The sequence below is a fragment of the Amycolatopsis methanolica 239 genome (assembly GCF_000739085.1).
Classification (GTDB): domain Bacteria; phylum Actinomycetota; class Actinomycetes; order Mycobacteriales; family Pseudonocardiaceae; genus Amycolatopsis_E; species Amycolatopsis_E methanolica.
On record NZ_CP009110.1, the window covers coordinates 6,718,842 to 6,734,543 of the forward strand.

Here is a 15,702-nt window from a genome sequence, read left to right on the forward strand (position 1 = left end):
GGTTATCCCTCTTCCTCCGACGCGCCCAGCACCACCGGGACGTTGTCGATCAGCCGGGTCCGCCCGACCCGGGCGGCGATCAGCAACCGTGCTTCCCCATCGACGGGTGCGGGACCGAGATCGGTTCCCCGCAATTCGAGGTAATCCACGTCGACCTCCGGGCGGGCGGCCAGCGTCGCGCGCGCCGCCGCGAGGACCGCGTCCCCGCCCTTCGGTCCGGAATGCCCGCCTGCCGCGAGCGCCGCGGACAGCACCACGGCGGCTTCCCGCTGTTCGGGCGAGAGGTAGACGTTGCGCGAGGACAGGGCCAGGCCGTCGGACTCCCGGACCGTCGGCACCCCGATCACGCGGACGTCGAGGTTCAGGTCGCGCACCATCCGCTTGATCAGGACCAGCTGCTGGTAGTCCTTCTCGCCGAAGAACGCGAAGTCCGGCGTGACGATGTTGAACAGCTTCGCCACCACCGTCAGCACACCGCCGAAGTGGCCGGGGCGGTGGGCGCCCTCCAGTTCGTCGCCGAGCGGGCCCGGGTGCAGGGTCACCGCGTGACCGTCGGCGTAGAGGTCGCCGACCTTGGGCACGAACGCGATCTCCACACCGTCCTCGGCGAGGATCTCCAGGTCCCGCTCCAGCGGCCGCGGATAGGCGTCGAAGTCCTCGCCCTCGCCGAACTGGAGGGGGTTCACGAAGATCGACACGGCGACGACGGTGTTCGGCAGGCGCTTGGCGCGGCGGATCAGCTCGCGGTGACCGGCGTGCAGCGCGCCCATGGTCGGCACCAGCGCGACCTTGCGGCCCACCGAGTGCAGCGCCGCGGTGACCCGGTGCACGTCGCCGGGTGTCTGGTAGGTGTTCAGCTGCCCGCGGCTGAATTTCGGTGTGGTCACGGGTTTTCCGGCCTTTCCAGAAGTTCGGTGATCTCGGCGGCGGCGCCGGCGTCGAGCAGGCCGGCCGCTTCGGCTCGCTGCGCGGTGCGCCGGGCGAGCGAGGTGTAGGCGGGCACGATCGCGGGCTCGGTGGCTTCGAGCACGCCGAGGTGCTTGCGCAGGGTACCGGTGTCGCCGCGGGCGACCGGACCGGTCAGTGCTCGGTCGCCGTGCCGCAGCGCGTTGTCCAGCGCCGCCGACAGCAACGGGCCGAGCATGCGCTCGGCGTCGCCGATCCCCGCGCCGCGCAACAGGTCCGCGCAGTCGTCGACGAGCGTGATCAGGTGGTTGGCACCGTGCGCGAGCGCCGCGTGGTACAGCGCCCTGGCGGCTTCCGGCACCCGCACCGGTTCCGCGCCCATCTCGACGGTCAGCGCCTCACCGACGCTCCACGCGGCCTCGTCGTCGGCCGCGGCGGTGACACCGACGCTGCAGGCGGTCAGCCGGTCGAGGTCCTCGGAGCGGCCGGTGAAGGTCATGACCGGGTGCAGGGCCAGCGGCAGCGCACCGGCCGCGGCGGCGGGGGCCAGCACGTCGAGGCCGTGCGCGCCGGAGGTGTGGATGACGATCTGGCCGGGGCGCCAGGAACCGGTGGCGGCCAGACCGCGGACCAGGCCGGCGAGTTCGTCGTCGGGCACGGCCAGCAGCACCAGGTCCGCGGCCGCGGCGACCTCGTCGGGCGGTTTGAGCGGAACACCCGGGAGCATGCGCTCGGCGCGGGCCTGGGAAGCGGCGGAAATACCGGAGGCGGCGACCACCGTGTGCCCGGACCGGGTCAGCGCGGCGCCGACGACGCTGCCCACGCGGCCGGCGGAGATCACTCCGACACCGAGCCTGGCGGGACGACTCACGGCGTGCCCCTGTGGACGCTCATGGCAGCAGAACTCCTCAGCTCGTTCCAGTCCCGCTCCGTTCGCGGGTACCGGACGACGGGGCGAGAGTAGCTCGCGGAAACGCTCCGGGTCGGCGGCGGGTGACCAGCTTCACCCGACCCGGTTTACCCGGTACGAGTGCCTTCACCCGCCAGCCGGACCGCGTCGGCGCGGGCCGCGCGCAGCGCGGCCAGCAGTTCCCGCTTGCGCTTGTCGTGGTCCGGGGTCTCCTTGCGGCGGCGCAGGAACGCGAGTTCGGTCACGCTGGCCTGATAACGCGCCACGGCTTTCGCGGCCTCACGGCCGGACTGCTGCCTGGCCTGCCGCCGCCACTCGCGGCGGCCGGCGAGCGTGGACAGCAGCTCGACCTCCGACGGGGCGACCAGCCGCGCCTGGACCATCGCGGGCAGGGCGGCGGTGACGATGCGTTGTTCGCGGCGGCGCTGCAGGAGGACGAGCATCACGACCGCGATGAACATCGGGACCATGATCAGGAAGTAGACGTTGAGGAACGTCTGCGCCCCGCCGAGGACCGCCGCACCGTTCCACAGGGCGTGCAGCAGGACGGCGCCCAGGTAGGCGCCGAGCGGGGCGAGGATCTTGACGGCCCGGTTGTCGGCGCGGGCGGCGTAGCCGAGGCCGATGCCGGTGATCGCGGCGAACAGCGGGTGCGTGAACGGCGACAGCACACCGCGCAGCACGAACGCGGCGATCACGCCGGTGCTGGTGGCGTCGCCGAAGCCGTAGTCGGCGAAGGCGCGGCCGAAGTAGTAGATGTTCTCGGTGAACGCGAAGCCGGCCGCGGTGAACCCCGCGTAGACGATGCCGTCGATGACCCCGTCGAACTCGTCGGCCCGGCGCAGCAGGACGGCGAGCACGAACGAGGCCTTCGCGGCCTCCTCGACGAGCGGGGCGGACAGGAGCGCGCTGAGCTTGCTGCCGCTGCCCTCGCCGAGCAGCAGGTCGCCCACCGTTTCGGCGGTGTTGTTGATCAGCAGGGCGGTGATCGCGGCGAGGCACGCGCCCCAGAAGAAGGCGACCAGGAGGAACTTCGCCGGCTCCGGTTCCCAGCGGTCGACCCACAGGATGGTCGCCACGACGACCGCGACGGGAACGAGCGCCGCGGCGACGCCGATGGCCACCGCGAGGGGCCCGACCTGCACGGTGACCAGGCCGAGAACGGTCAGGCCGCACACGGCCAGGATGACGAGGCCGAGCACGGGCAGGAGCACGGTGAGCCTGCGAGGGGGTGCCGTCACAGCCCGGCACTCTACGGTGACTGACTGCGGGGGCGGTCGGGGTGGGCGGGGGTCTCGGGTGGCCGGGCAGCGCGGGGGCGCCATGGGCGACCACATGGACGACTGGGCTGCCAGTCGGCCGCGAAGGAACAAGGGCCCCGGCGGGCGGAACCGCCTGGTTCAGAGCCGCCGCCGCGGAACCACCGTGGTTCAATCCCCCCGCCGCCGCGGAATCGTGGTGGGTTGAGCTGGCAGCGCCGCGGTTCCCGGCAATCCGGGAAAGTGGTCAGTCCTCGGCGCGGCGGCGACGTCGGGGCGTTGCCGTTTTGCCGTTGGCTGCCAGTAGTTCGCTCACCGAGCGGCCGGCGGAGTGGGAACCCGTGTCCTCCTCCACCGCCGCGCGGCGGCCGCGTGGGGTTTCCGGCTCGGGCTTGGCCCGGCGGCCGGTGCTCGCCCACGTGGCGGCTTCGTCGTCGGGGCGGTGGCGGCGGCCCGTGGGCGTCTCGTCCGCCGCGCGATGGCCCGTCGCTTCAGCGCTGCGACGGCCCGTGGACGACTCATCGGTCGCCCGGTGGCCCGTCGCCTCGGCGCTGCGTCGGCCCGAGATCGCGGCGGCGGAGCGGTACCCGGTCGACTCCGCGGAGCGACGTCCGGCGACCGCGGCGCTCGCGCTCGATCGGCGCGCCGGGGCTTCCGCCTCCGCGGCCACCGAAAGCCGCGGCAGTGCCTCGGCCTCGGGAGCGCGCTCCGCGCCTCGACGGCCCGCCTCGGCCTCCGGCGTCCGCAGGCTCGCGGGCACATCGGCGTCCGAACGCAGCCCGGGCGGCGCCTCGTCGGCGTCCGGCACCCGCGGCGCCTCGTCGGGGCGGCGACGCCGGCCGGCGGGAGCCTCGTCGTCCTCCGCGCGACGCCGACGGCCACCCGGCCTGCCCTGCTGCGCCAGCCGCCGGACCTCGACCGGCAACGTCTCGTTGACCACCGGGTGGTCCTCGGGGACCACCGGCGACGGCTCCGGCTCCACGGGCCGCGTCACGCGGGTCGGGAACGCCGCCGACAGGTCGGTCGCCGAACGCTCGGCTCGCGGCGTCCAGTCCGGATCGACGGCCTTGGCGACCTGCGTCGGCTGCTCCACCCGCTGCGGTTCACGCTTGACCGGCGTCGTCGCGGCTGTCGGGCGCCCCCGGTCGGGGCGGCTCGGCGCGGGACGGCTCGGCTCGACGGGCCGGGTCTGCGGGCGTTCCGGCTTCTTCGCCGCCGGCTGCACGCGTGTGCGGTCGGGGTCGACGGGCTCGGCGTTGGCGACCCGGCGGACGGGGAGGTCCATCGACACCTCGGGCCGCCGCGGCTCCGGCGCGCTCGGGCGGCCGCCTGCGCGCACCGGCTCCTTCTCCCGCACCCGCTCGATGAACTCGGTCGGCCGGTCGGTGATCTCCCGCTTCTTCGCCGCGGTGATCTGCGGCGGCTGGCTCGTGCCGGACTCGACGACCCGCTGCTCCTCGTGCAGCGCCCGCATCCGGGTCGCCTGCGCGGTCAGCGCGACGCGCTCCAGCAGCACCTCGCCACCGAACAGGCTCTGCAGGTTGTCCCGCAGGGAAGCGATTTCCGTGCGCAGCGCGTCCAGTTCGCTGCGGGACTCGGACTCGACCCGTTGCCGCGTCTCGGCTTCGACCTCCAGCTCGAACTCGCGCCGCGCGGCGATCTCGCGTTCGAGCTCCAGCTCGTAGACCTCCTGCGCCTGTGCGACGGCCTCATCGGTGTTCGTCGCCTGGCGGCGGTAGCGCACGGCGAGGAACGCGCCGATCAGGGCCGCCCACAACGCGGCGACGATCCCCAGCCGCAGGTAGCGGATGTCGTCGGCGACCACCAGCGGAATCGTGGCGCCGACCGCGAGGACCAGGCCGATGAGAAACCACGGCCTGCCCACGACGCGGCCGCGCGTCTCGTCACCCTCGCCAGTCATGACCAACACCGTACCCGCTAGTTATGCGTCCGAGACCTAGTTGGTACTTCGAGCGGTCGGTTCTCAGCGTTAACCGGTCGGGTGATGATCGGGATCACTTTCGTCGTCTTCCGGCGTGCGGCAGCAGTGCTCGAGCCAGAGCGCCGCGGCAATCAACACGGCCGCGCACACCGCTCCGATCGCGACACTGCGGAGGTCGCTCGACGCCGCGGCCAGCTCCGACGCGCGCGGGATCAACGCGCCGGCGATCCCGGCCCACGCGCCGAGCATGATCGCGCCGAGCAGCGACGAGGCCTTCGCGAGCGCGACCGTGCGCGCCGCCGAGACCGAGTTGACGAGCCGGCCGGACCGGACCCGCGACCGCATCACGAAGGCCAGTGCGACTTCGATCACCGCGAGCACGAACAGCGTGACGCCGACCGGCCGCGGCAGGCGGGGCAGGTCCCCGTAGGCGAACCTGAACAGCAGGTACGCGGCCACGAGCCCGACCAGCCCGGCGATCACCAGCTCTCGGGGCCGGGTGAAGTGCATACCGCCACGGTACCCAGGTGATCGTGGCACAGTTGACTCTCCACCGGCTGGAGGGTTGAGCATGGGACGCGCGGACGGAACGTTCACGATCGGCGAGCTGAGCCGGCGCACCGGGTTGCCGGTCAAGACCATCCGGTTCTACTCCGACGAGGGGCTGCTCCCGCCCGCCGACCGCACCGGTTCCGGCTACCGGCTCTACGACGTGACGGCGATGGCCCGGCTCGAACTGATCAAGACGCTGCGCGAACTCGGCCTCGGGCTGACCGATGTGGCCGCGGTGCTCGCCCACGAGACGAGCGTCACCCGGCTCGCCCGGCGGCACATCGACGCGCTCGACGAGCAGATGCGCAGGCTGCGGCTGCGGCGTGCGGTTCTGCGTGCGGTCGTGAAACGCGAATCCGAGCTGGAGGAAGTGAAGCTGATGAACAGGCTGGCGGCGATGTCCGACGAAGAGCGGGCCCGCCTGCTCGACGAGTTCTGGCAGGAGGTGACCGACGGCCTGCCGGTCGACGCGGAGTTCTACGAGCGGCTGCGCTCGGCGAAACCGGAGCTGCCCGACGACCCATCGCCCGAACAGCTGGAGGCGTGGATCGAGTTCGCCGAGCTGATCCAGGACCCGGAGTTCCGCGCGGTGACGCGGCGGATGAGCGAACAGCACGCCGACGACCTGCGGGCGGGACAGGCGGCCGTGCCGGCGCAGGAAGACTGGATCGGCTGGAGCGAGCGGGCGCAGAAGGCGCTGGAAGCCGGGCTGGCCCCGGATTCGCCGGAGGGGCGCGCGCTGGCCGACGACATCGCGCGAGCGTGGGCGCCGGACGGACAGGACCCCGCGGATCCGGCGTTCCGCGCCTCGGTGGCCGACCGGATCGCCGTCGGGACGGACCGCAGGGCCGAACGGTACTGGCAACTGATGGCGATCATGAACGGGTTCCCGGAGGTGCCCACGCGGGTGCCGGCGGTGGAGTGGCTGACGGCGGCTTTGCGGACGTGATCATTGAGGTCGCCTTGTAAGGTGACCGTTCGGCGCCGTGAGGCGCCATTTCCGCGCGACAGCGCGGCTTTGAAGATCAAAAGAGTCCTCGCCGGACGGGCAGGCTCCGGGATGACCAGCCGGCTCGGGTTTGGTTCCAAGATCAAGGGCGGCGCGCTCAGCGCGGGAAGGGCTGCAGCAGGCGCACCGAAGCGCGGTCGGAGTCGGGGCGGGCCGCCAGCAGGTCGCGGACACTGCCGTGGCCGGGCAGCACCGCAGCCGGGTCGATTTCCAGCCACGGGATCAGTACGCTCGCGCGTTCGGGCGTTCCGGGGTGCGGCAGCAGCAGCTCCGGGTCGTCCGAGCGCACCCCGTCCACCGTCACCACGTCGACATCCAGCGTGCGCGGTCCCCACCGCAGTTCGCGCACCCGGCCTGCCCGGCGTTCCAGCTCCTGGCCTGCCCGCAGCCACGCCCACTCGTCCCTCGCGGGATCGTCCACAATGCACACCGCGTTCAGGAAATCCGGCTGGTCCTCCACACCCCACGGTTTCGTTTCGTACACACTGGACACCGCGACCACCGCGGGCCCGAAGAAACCGATCACCGACTTCAGGTACGCCAGCCGGTCGCCCAGGTTCGACCCCAGCGACAGGACCGCCCTCACGCGCGCCCCCGGTGCACGGTCACCGCCACGTCCGCGAAGTTCAGCGGGATCGGCGCGGACGGTTTGTGCACCGTCACCTCGACGGCGGACAACCGCGAATCCTTCAGCACCTCGTCCGCGATCCGGCCCGCGACGCTCTCGATCAGGTCGTACGGCTCACCGCCGACGATGTCCGCCGCCAGCTGCGCCAGCTCGCCGTAGTGCAGGGTCTGCGTCAGATCGTCCGAAGCGGCGGCAGGCGCGAGGTCAAGCCACGCCACGATGTCGACGACGAACTCCTGCCCGTCCCGCTTCTCGTGCTCGAACACCCCGTGCCGCCCGAAGACCCGCAGCCCGGTGAGCGTGATCCGGTCAGGCACGCCCGCGCCTCCACGCCGCGGCGACCGCGACCGCGTCCAGCGACGCACCCACGTTGTGCACCCGCACGCCCCACGCCCCCTTCACCGCGGCGATCGCCGACACCGCCGCCGTCGCGTCCTCCCGGCCGTCCGGCGGGCGCGGCGCACCGTTGTCGTCGGACAGCAGGCTGCCCAGGAACCGCTTGCGGGAAGCGCCCACCAGCACCGGGAAACCCATGTCCAGGAACACTTCCAGGCGGTTCAGCAACGCCCAGTCGTGCTCCGCGCGCTTGGCGAACCCCAGCCCCGGATCGACGACGATCTTCTCCGGCGCGACCCCGGCGGCCAGCGCCGCGTCGACCCGCGCCTGCAGCTCGCGCCGCACGTCCGCGACCACGTCGTCGTACTCAGCCAGCGCGTTCATGTCCTTGCTGTGCCCGCGCCAGTGCATCAGCACCCACGGCGCCTGGCTGCTCGCGGCCACCTTCGCCATGTCCGGGTCGGCCAGGCCGCCCGACACGTCGTTGATGATCTCCGCGCCCGCGTCCAGCGCCGCCTCAGCGACGGCGGCGCGGGTGGTGTCCACCGAAAGCCGCAGGCCGTCGGCAGCCAGCGCGCGCACCACCGGCAGCACACGAGCGGTCTCGGTCTCCGCGTCCACCCGGGACGAACCGGGCCGGGTGGATTCGCCGCCGACGTCGATGATGTCCGCGCCGCGCTGCCACATCTCGTGCGCGTGCGCCAGCGCGGCATCCAGGTCGAGATACCGGCCGCCGTCGGAGAACGAGTCCGGCGTGACGTTCAGGACGCCCATCACCAGACAGCGGTCCGGTGCCCCGGTGGTCATCGACGGCCCTTGATCAGCTCCAGCGCCTCCGCCCGGGAGGTCGCCGACGTCTGCAGCATGCCGCGCACCGCCGACGTCGTGGTGCGAGCACCCGGCTTGCGGATGCCGCGCATCGACATGCACAGGTGCTCGGCCTCGACCACGACGATCACCCCGCGCGGCTCCAGCTTCCGCACCAGCGCGTCGGCGATCTGCGACGTCAGCCGCTCCTGCACCTGCGGGCGCTTCGCGTAGAGGTCGACCAGCCGGGCCAGCTTCGACAGGCCGGTGACCTTGCCGTGGCTGTTCGGGATGTAACCCACGTGCGCGACGCCGTGGAAGGGCACCAGGTGGTGCTCGCACGTGCTGTACATCGGGATGTCGGTGACCAGGACGAGCTCTTCGTGCGACTCGTCGAACGTGCGCTCCAGCACCGTCGCCGGGTCGGTGTACAGCCCGGCGAACATCTCCCGGTACGCACGAGCGACCCGGGCCGGGGTGTCCCGAAGGCCCTCCCGGTCCGGGTTCTCGCCCACGGCCTCCAACAGCTCACGCACCGCTTTCTCGGCGCGCGCTTGGTCGAAGACCGGCCCCTCCTCGGGCGTCAGCTCACTGTCGATCTTGACCGTCCTGCTCGTCGGGGTTCCGCCGGTGCTGACCCTGGCCCTCCTCGGAGCCACCGAACCAGTCGCCCTGCCGCGGCTGCTCGCCCTGGTTCGGGCGCCACGGGGTCTGGCCACCCGGCTGGGTCGCCGGGGTCCAGCCCGGAGGCGCACCGTAGTTCGGCGGACCGGACTGGTTGCCGCCGTTGTAGGGCTGCGGCCACTGACCGGTGCCGTTCGGACCGTACGGACGGCCACCGCCGTTGGGCGGCGGGTAGTTCCCGCCCGGCGGAGGCGCGTACGGGTTCGACGGCGGTTCCGGCTGGCTGTAAGGCGGGCCACCAGGCAGGTCGCTGCCGCCCGGCGCGGTCCCGACCGGGGTCGGCACCTGCCGCGGCGCCGGCTTCTTCTCCGGCGGCGGCCACGGCTCGCCGCGCTCCATCGCCAGCTCGCCCGGCGTCTTGATCGGCGGCTTGTCCGACGGGGTGCGCTCACCGAACTCGTTGAAGACGGTGATGTGCGGCCGCTTCTCGACAGTGGCGAAGATCCGCTCCAGGTCCTTGCGGCTGAGCGTCTCCTTCTCCAGCAGCTCCAGCACCAGGTCGTCGAGCACGTCGCGGTAGGTGTTGAGCACCTCCCACGCCTCGGTGTGCGCGGTCTCGATGAGCTTGCGGACCTCTTCGTCGATCTCGTGCGCGACCTCGAGCGAGTAGTCCGCCTGACGCCCCGCGGAGCGGCCCAGGAACGGGTCGCCCTGGTCCTGGCCGTACTTCACGGCGCCGAGCCGGGCGCTCATGCCGTACTCCATGACCATCGCCTTGGCGATCTTGGTCGCCTGCTCGATGTCGGAGGACGCGCCGGTGGTCGGCTCGTGGAAGACCAGCTCCTCGGCGGTGCGGCCACCCATCGCGAACACCAGCCGGGCGATCATCTCGGACCGGGTCATCAGCTGCTTGTCGTCCTCGGGGACGACCAGCGCGTGCCCACCGGTCCGGCCGCGCGGCAGGATGGTCAGCTTGTAGACCGGCTCCAGGTCCGGCATCGCCCACGCGGCGAGCGCGTGCCCGCCCTCGTGGTAGGCGGTGATCTTCTTCTCCTGCTCGGAGATGATCCGGCTCTTGCGCGCCGGCCCGCCGATGACCCGGTCGACCGACTCCTCCAGCGCCGCGTCGGTGATCACGTGCCCGTTCTGGCGGGCGGTGAGCAGCGCGGCCTCGTTGATGACGTTGGCCAGGTCGGCGCCGGACATGCCCACGGTGCGCTTGGCCAGCGCGTTCAGGTCGACGCCCTGCGCCAGCGGCTTGCCCTTCGAGTGCACCTCGAGGATGGCGCGGCGGCCGGCCAGGTCCGGCGCGGACACCGGGATCTGCCGGTCGAAGCGGCCGGGGCGCAGCAGCGCCGGGTCCAGGATGTCCGGGCGGTTCGTCGCGGCGATCAGGATGATGCCGCCGCGCGAGTCGAAGCCGTCCATCTCGACGAGCAGCTGGTTCAGGGTCTGCTCGCGCTCGTCGTGACCGCCGCCGAGACCGGCGCCGCGCTGGCGGCCGACCGCGTCGATCTCGTCGACGAAGATGATGCACGGGGCGTTCTGCTTGGCCTGCTCGAACAGGTCGCGAACGCGGGAGGCGCCGACACCGACGAACATCTCGACGAAGTCCGAACCGGAGATCGTGTAGAACGGCACGCCGGCCTCACCGGCGACGGCGCGCGCGAGCAGCGTCTTACCGGTGCCGGGCGGGCCGTAGAGCAGCACGCCCTTGGGGATCTTCGCGCCCAGTGCCTGGTAACGGGCCGGGTTCTGCAGGAAGTCCTTGATCTCGTAGAGCTCTTCGACCGCCTCGTCCGCGCCTGCCACGTCGGCGAACGTCGTCTTCGGCATGTCCTTGTTCAGCTGCTTGGCCTTGGACTTGCCGAAGTTGAGGACGCGGTTGCCGCCGCCCTGGGCGTTGTTCATCATCCACATCAGCAGCAGGAGCAGCAGGCCGAGCGGGATGATGTAGTACAGGATCTGCGTGAAGAAGCCCTGCTGCGTGACCGTGGTGGTGAACTTGACGTTCTTGTGATCGAGCAGCTTCTGGTAGATCGAGCCGGTCGCCTCCGACGGGAACGGCGTGATGATCTGGTCGACCTGCTGGCCGTCGACGTCGATCTTGTTCGTGAGCGACAGCTTGAGCTGCTGCTCCTTGTCCTCCAGGTTGGCTTCCTTCACGTTGTTGCCGTCGATCTGGGCGATCGCCTGTGAAGTGGGGACCTGGGTGTATCCACGGTCGCTGTCGAAGAGGGTGTTGACCGCGAGGAAGATCAACACAACCGCGACGATCCACAGCAGCGGGTTCCTGAGCAGGCGCTTCCGGTCCATATGCCTCGGCCGTTCGGCCTCGACCCTCCCTGGCTAGGCGGTAGATGTCACATCCGCCGTCACGGTGTAGACAACAACTTGCGGTGTGCGAGGAACACCCCGTCCATCCAGGGTACAGTCCGGCCGACATGGGCACCTGCACGAGTCTCAAGCAGGTCAACGGCCGGTGCCGCGGTCTGGTTCCCCGGAGCGGTTCGGGTCAGTTGCCCGGCTCGGTTGTGACGCCCGCCACCATCTCACCCAGCCTGGTGCGCAGGGTTTTCGCGTCTGCGGAGGACACCGTCACCCACTCCCGCCCGTCGGCGCCCGGCCGGGACAGGCTCAGGTACCGGCCGGTGGCCGTGTCGAACCAGCCCAGCACGGGTGACCTGCGACGACCGCTCACCTCGGACCGGCTGTTCGCGGCCAGTTGACCACCGCGCAGCCGGGGCTGGCCGGCGAGTCGGGCGTAGGCCTCGCGCGGGTCGGAGGAGCCCTCGGACAGCGACCGGCGCCGCGGCTTCGGGTCGCCGCCGACCGGGACCGCCGCCCTGGCCGGCTGGATCCGCAGCGCTTCGTCGACCGGAAGTGTGATGGAAGCCTCCGTGCCGCGCGTGCCCGGCGGCAGCAGGTCGACGACCGTCGAGGCCAGCCCCTCCGGGAAGGCGGGCCGGATCCAGATGCCGTCGGCGTCCTGGATCGCCACCACGCCAAGCGTGCCGTCGGTGGCGGCGAGGATCGACACCGGCGGCACCTGGAAGTCCGGGATGTGCACGGCGTCGATGCTGGTGGAGCCCTGCGACAGCACGCGGAACCAGTCCTCGACCCGCGGGTCGAGGCGGCCGTAGTGGTCGCGCAGGCCGCGGGCCTTCAGCTCCTCGTGGGCCCGCTGCCGCAGCCGCGCGCGCTCGTCCATGGTCGCGCCATGCGAGCGCACCTGCAGCGGGTACGGCAGCTCGCCGATGCCGGCCGCCTCCCAGAGGAAGTCGAACGTCATCGGGGTGAAGAACTCGGGGCGGTTCACCGGGCGCTCTCCGGGGTCGGGGTCTCGCCGGCGGCACTGGCCAGCGTCGTCCCGAGCTGTCGCCGCAGCAGCGCCGCATCCGCCGGCGCGGCGGTAAAGCTGTGCCGCCACGTAGCCGCATCCGCCGGGGTGGCGGTGAGCCGCCCGCGGGCCTGCACAACACAGCTCACCAGGCACCACCCGGCGCCAGGGTCTCGCCTGCCGCGCTGACCAGCATCTCGCTCAGCCGGTGCCGCAGGTTCGCCGCGTCGGCGGGGGCGATGGTGATCCAGTCGCGGCCGTCGTGCCCGCGGCTGGCCTGCGTGAAGTAGCGGCCGTCGCCGGTGTCGAACCAGCTCAGCACCGGCGGCCTCGTCTTCGCGCCGCTGCGGCTGCGGGCGTTGGCGCCGATCTGCCCGCCCCGCAGCCGCGGCTGGGCCTGCAGCCGGGCCAGCGCCTTGCGGTCGTCGTCCGCGCTGGTCCGCCCGTCGCCCGCGGCGCGGCGCTGCAGGAAGTCGGCCCCGGTGGCCGTCATCAGCTGCTCGAGCGGCACGGTGATCGACTTCTCGCTGCCCCGCCGGGCGGCGGGCAGCAGGGACACGATGGCGCTCGCGAGGCCGTCCGCCGGCATCGGCTGGAAGTGGAAGCCCCGCTCGTCGTGCACCGCGAGCACGCCGCGCCCGGCGAGCGCCGCCGCCACCGCGAGCAGCGGACGCGCGTCGGGCGCGGTGATGTGCACGCTGTCCAGGCTGGTCTCCGAACCCGACAGCACCTCGAAGAACTCCTCGACGTGCGGCGCGGGGCGGCCCCGGCCGTCGGCCGCGCCACGCGCGGCGAGCCGGTCCAGGGTCTGCCGTCGCAACTGGGCGCGCTCGTCCATCGTCGCGCCGTGCGAGCGCACCTCCAGCGGGTACGGCAGTTCGCCTGCTCCGAAGGACTCCCACAGGAAGTCCAGTTCCAGCGGAGTGAGCAGCTCCGCTCGCGCCATCAAGTCCCTCTTTCCCGGTTCGCGCGGTTGCGCCGGATCAGCGGTCGTCCTCGTCGTTCCAGGCCCCGATCACCGGCGGCGCGGTCGCCACGTTGGCGCCGAACGCCTCGTCGGGGTCGGCCTCGACGAGGAAGGAGGCACGGGTGTGCTCCTCGTCCTCCGAACCCTGCGCGCCGGCACCCATGCCGCCGCCCATGCCGGACGCCGGCGGCGGGGTGCCTGCCCCGCCGATGGTGCCACCGGTGTTCATGAGGCTCTGCTGGGCCTGCTGCTGTGCGGAGCCGTGGGCCTGCTGCGACTGGTCCGAGCTGGCCGCCGTCTCGTCGGTGGCCGGGCGCTCCTTGGCGCCGGACTTGCTGCCGCGGCCGAGAGCGGCCTTGCCACCCACCGCGGCGAGACCCGCCGTGCCGAGACCCGCCACCGCACCCAGCGCCGCCGCGCCGCCGCCACCGGACGACGCCGGCACAGCGGTCACCTGACCCGGGCCGGAAGCCGCACCGGCCGCCGGAGCGGGAGCCGCCGGAACGCCGTGCGGACCGGGAGCGCCACCGGGCTGGCCACCGGCGGCTAAGCCCGCCGCGCCGGCGCCCGGGATCCCGGTGGTGACGCCACCGACCGGGCCGAGGCCGACCGATCCGAGGCCGCCGGGCACCGCGCCCGAACCGGCCCCGACGGACTGCGCCGAGGTGCCGCCGAAGCGGCCGTCCGCGGGCAGGCCGAGCGACTCCGGGCCGAAGCTCGGGGTCGCACCGTCCACCTCGGACATCGCCTGGGTGTAGGCGTTGAAGTACTGGACCTGCTGGGCGTGCACGGCGCGGGCCTCGTCGGCCTGCACCTTCATGTCGGCGACCATCGCGGCCGGACCGCCGGCGAGCATCGCCGCGGTCTGCTTGGCCGGGTCGAACTCCTTCGGCGCGGGCATCTTCTTGACCTCGGCCGCCGCCGCGGCCTGCTGCGCCATCCGGTTCGACATGGTGTGCGCCGCGTCGCCGGCCTGCTTGCTGGAGTTCGCGATGCCGACCAGGGCGCCCTGCGCGGAACCGGAGCCCTGCCCGATCCACGCGTTGCCCAGCTCGGCGATGGCGTTGTACAGGTCGTCGGCCGCCTGGTGCAGGCTGTCGCCGTGGGACTGCCACTGCCGCCCGGTGGCCTCGGCCGTGGCAGGGTCGTTGTTCTGGGTGGCGCCGAGGTAGAGCTGGTTGCTCTCCTGCGAGGCCCAGTTCGGCGGGCTGGCGATGGCGCGGTCGCCGCCGTAGGTGAAGCCGCCCGCGCTGTTGCGTGCCTGCTGCACCAGCGCGGCGGACTCGCCGTTGTCGCCCAGCTGGACGGCCTCGCCTCTGGGCTCGCTGCTCGGAGAAGTCATCGTGATCGGTCCCCCCGGGTTCAGACCTGACGACCGGACGCCAGCGCGTCTTCGGCGGCCTGCTCGATCTTGTCGTAGTGGCTCATCGCCGCGACGATGGCGTCCTCGGCCTGCTGGTACTGGTTGTAGAGGTTGCGCAGCGCGGTCGCGTACGACTCGCCGCCCCCGTCGGCGCGCTGCACGAACTTCGCGGCGATGGCGTTGCCGACCGGGTTGTTGCCGAGCTTGGGCGGCTCGGCCAGGGCTCCGGCGTTGCGCAGCAGGTTCTCCACCTGGTCCTTGCCGAGGCGGATCTTCTTCAGAACCGTCTGCGCGGCGTCCGGGTCCACCCCCAGCTGCCCGTTCACGGCGGCGTTCCGGAACGCCGCCGCGTCCGCGTAGCTCCCCATCAGTTCTCCCTACCCCACGTCCGTACCGCATCGCGGCGCGTCACCCTCGTTCGCGTAGGTTAACGCACCGCACCGACAGTTATGACGCGTTCCGGCACGTTCGGGTTCACGAATTTCCGGTGCTCACGCACCGTGTTCAGGCGCCGTACACCTTCGGATCAAGGGTGCCGATGTAGGGCAGGTCCCGGTAGCGCTCCGCGTAGTCGAGGCCGTACCCGACCACGAACTCGTTGGGAATGTCGAAGCCGACGTACCGCACCGGGACGTCCACCTTGACCGCCTCCGGCTTGCGCAGCAGCGTGACGACCTCCAGCGACGCCGGGTTGCGGCTCGCCAGGTTCTTCAGCAGCCAGGACAGGGTCAGTCCGGAGTCGACGATGTCCTCGACGATCAGCACGTGCCGCCCGGTGATGTCCCGGTCGAGGTCCTTGAGGATCCGCACCACGCCGGAGGACGACGTGGACGACCCGTACGAGGAGACGGCCATGAACTCCAGCTGCGCCGGCATCGGCAGCACCCGGGCGAAGTCGGTCATGAACATGACGGCGCCCTTGAGCACGCCCACCAGCAGCAGGTCGCCGGCAGAGGTCTCGCGCTCGTAGTCGGCGGCGATCTGCTCGGCGAGCTCGGTGATCTTGTCGTTGATCTGCTGCTCGGTGATGAGGACGGAGGCGATCTCGCCTTCGTACAC

Annotated in this window: 17 protein-coding genes; 1 reads left to right on the plus strand and 16 read right to left on the minus strand. The window is 72.0% G+C overall.

Going from position 1 to position 15,702, the window contains the following annotated elements:
* Positions 1-2: 2 nt before the first annotated feature.
* The 5 genes from panC to AMETH_RS32850 form a co-directional block, all read right to left on the minus strand.
* Positions 3-887, minus strand: a complete 885-nt coding sequence (gene panC, locus AMETH_RS32830) for a pantoate--beta-alanine ligase (protein WP_017985425.1) — start codon at positions 885-887, stop codon at positions 3-5.
* Positions 884-1,828, minus strand: coding sequence for a Rossmann-like and DUF2520 domain-containing protein (locus AMETH_RS32835; RefSeq protein WP_378333637.1), 945 nt, complete (start codon positions 1,826-1,828; stop codon positions 884-886). Before AMETH_RS32835 ends, panC begins: the two co-directional genes overlap by 4 nt.
* A 95-nt stretch (positions 1,829-1,923) precedes the next feature.
* Positions 1,924-3,030 carry a PrsW family intramembrane metalloprotease gene (locus tag AMETH_RS32840; RefSeq protein ID WP_017985427.1) on the minus strand — a complete coding sequence of 369 codons (1,107 nt, stop codon included), beginning with the start codon at positions 3,028-3,030 and terminating at the stop codon, positions 1,924-1,926.
* Between the two features lie 292 nt (positions 3,031-3,322).
* Entirely contained in the window at positions 3,323-4,996 is a 1,674-nt protein-coding gene (locus AMETH_RS32845; RefSeq protein WP_017985428.1) for a DUF6779 domain-containing protein, read from the minus strand.
* A 69-nt stretch (positions 4,997-5,065) separates the two neighbouring features.
* Positions 5,066-5,527 (minus strand): DUF3180 domain-containing protein, encoded by a 462-nt coding sequence (locus tag AMETH_RS32850; protein WP_017985429.1) that lies wholly within the window; start codon positions 5,525-5,527, stop codon positions 5,066-5,068.
* Positions 5,528-5,588: 61 nt separating this feature from the next.
* On the opposite strand from AMETH_RS32850, the gene AMETH_RS32855 reads away from it, so the two are divergent.
* Entirely contained in the window at positions 5,589-6,518 is a 930-nt protein-coding gene (locus AMETH_RS32855; protein WP_017985430.1) for a helix-turn-helix domain-containing protein, read from the plus strand.
* A 157-nt stretch (positions 6,519-6,675) separates the two neighbouring features.
* On the opposite strand, the gene folK is transcribed toward AMETH_RS32855, so the two are convergent.
* The 11 genes from folK to hpt all read right to left on the minus strand — a co-directional run bounded on the left by folK (position 6,676) and on the right by hpt (position 15,702).
* Entirely contained in the window at positions 6,676-7,164 is a 489-nt protein-coding gene (gene folK / locus AMETH_RS32860; protein ID WP_017985431.1) for a 2-amino-4-hydroxy-6-hydroxymethyldihydropteridine diphosphokinase, read from the minus strand.
* Entirely contained in the window at positions 7,161-7,523 is a 363-nt protein-coding gene (gene folB, locus AMETH_RS32865) for a dihydroneopterin aldolase (RefSeq protein ID WP_017985432.1), read from the minus strand. Before folB ends, folK begins: the two co-directional genes overlap by 4 nt.
* Positions 7,516-8,349 carry a dihydropteroate synthase gene (folP, locus tag AMETH_RS32870; RefSeq protein WP_017985433.1) on the minus strand — a complete coding sequence of 278 codons (834 nt, stop codon included), beginning with the start codon at positions 8,347-8,349 and terminating at the stop codon, positions 7,516-7,518. Before folP ends, folB begins: the two co-directional genes overlap by 8 nt.
* Complete coding sequence (folE, locus tag AMETH_RS32875; protein ID WP_026153586.1) at positions 8,346-8,948, minus strand: GTP cyclohydrolase I FolE; 603 nt, start codon at positions 8,946-8,948, stop codon at positions 8,346-8,348. Before folE ends, folP begins: the two co-directional genes overlap by 4 nt.
* Positions 8,938-11,289, minus strand: coding sequence for an ATP-dependent zinc metalloprotease FtsH (gene ftsH, locus AMETH_RS32880; protein WP_017985435.1), 2,352 nt, complete (start codon positions 11,287-11,289; stop codon positions 8,938-8,940). Before ftsH ends, folE begins: the two co-directional genes overlap by 11 nt.
* A gap of 199 nt (positions 11,290-11,488) precedes the next feature.
* Entirely contained in the window at positions 11,489-12,292 is an 804-nt protein-coding gene (locus AMETH_RS32885) for an ESX secretion-associated protein EspG (RefSeq protein WP_017985436.1), read from the minus strand.
* On the minus strand, positions 12,289-12,462 hold the full coding sequence (locus AMETH_RS38440) for a hypothetical protein (RefSeq protein ID WP_156131763.1): 174 nt from the start codon (positions 12,460-12,462) through the stop codon (positions 12,289-12,291). Before AMETH_RS38440 ends, AMETH_RS32885 begins: the two co-directional genes overlap by 4 nt.
* Positions 12,459-13,259, minus strand: coding sequence for an ESX secretion-associated protein EspG (locus AMETH_RS32890; RefSeq protein ID WP_017985438.1), 801 nt, complete (start codon positions 13,257-13,259; stop codon positions 12,459-12,461). Before AMETH_RS32890 ends, AMETH_RS38440 begins: the two co-directional genes overlap by 4 nt.
* A gap of 37 nt (positions 13,260-13,296) precedes the next feature.
* Positions 13,297-14,622 (minus strand): hypothetical protein, encoded by a 1,326-nt coding sequence (locus tag AMETH_RS32895; RefSeq protein WP_017985439.1) that lies wholly within the window; start codon positions 14,620-14,622, stop codon positions 13,297-13,299.
* Positions 14,623-14,642: 20 nt separating this feature from the next.
* Complete coding sequence (locus AMETH_RS32900) at positions 14,643-15,011, minus strand: hypothetical protein (protein WP_017985440.1); 369 nt, start codon at positions 15,009-15,011, stop codon at positions 14,643-14,645.
* 136 nt (positions 15,012-15,147) lie between these two features.
* A complete protein-coding gene (gene hpt, locus AMETH_RS32905) occupies positions 15,148-15,702 on the minus strand; it encodes a hypoxanthine phosphoribosyltransferase (protein WP_017985441.1) in 555 nt (184 codons plus the stop codon).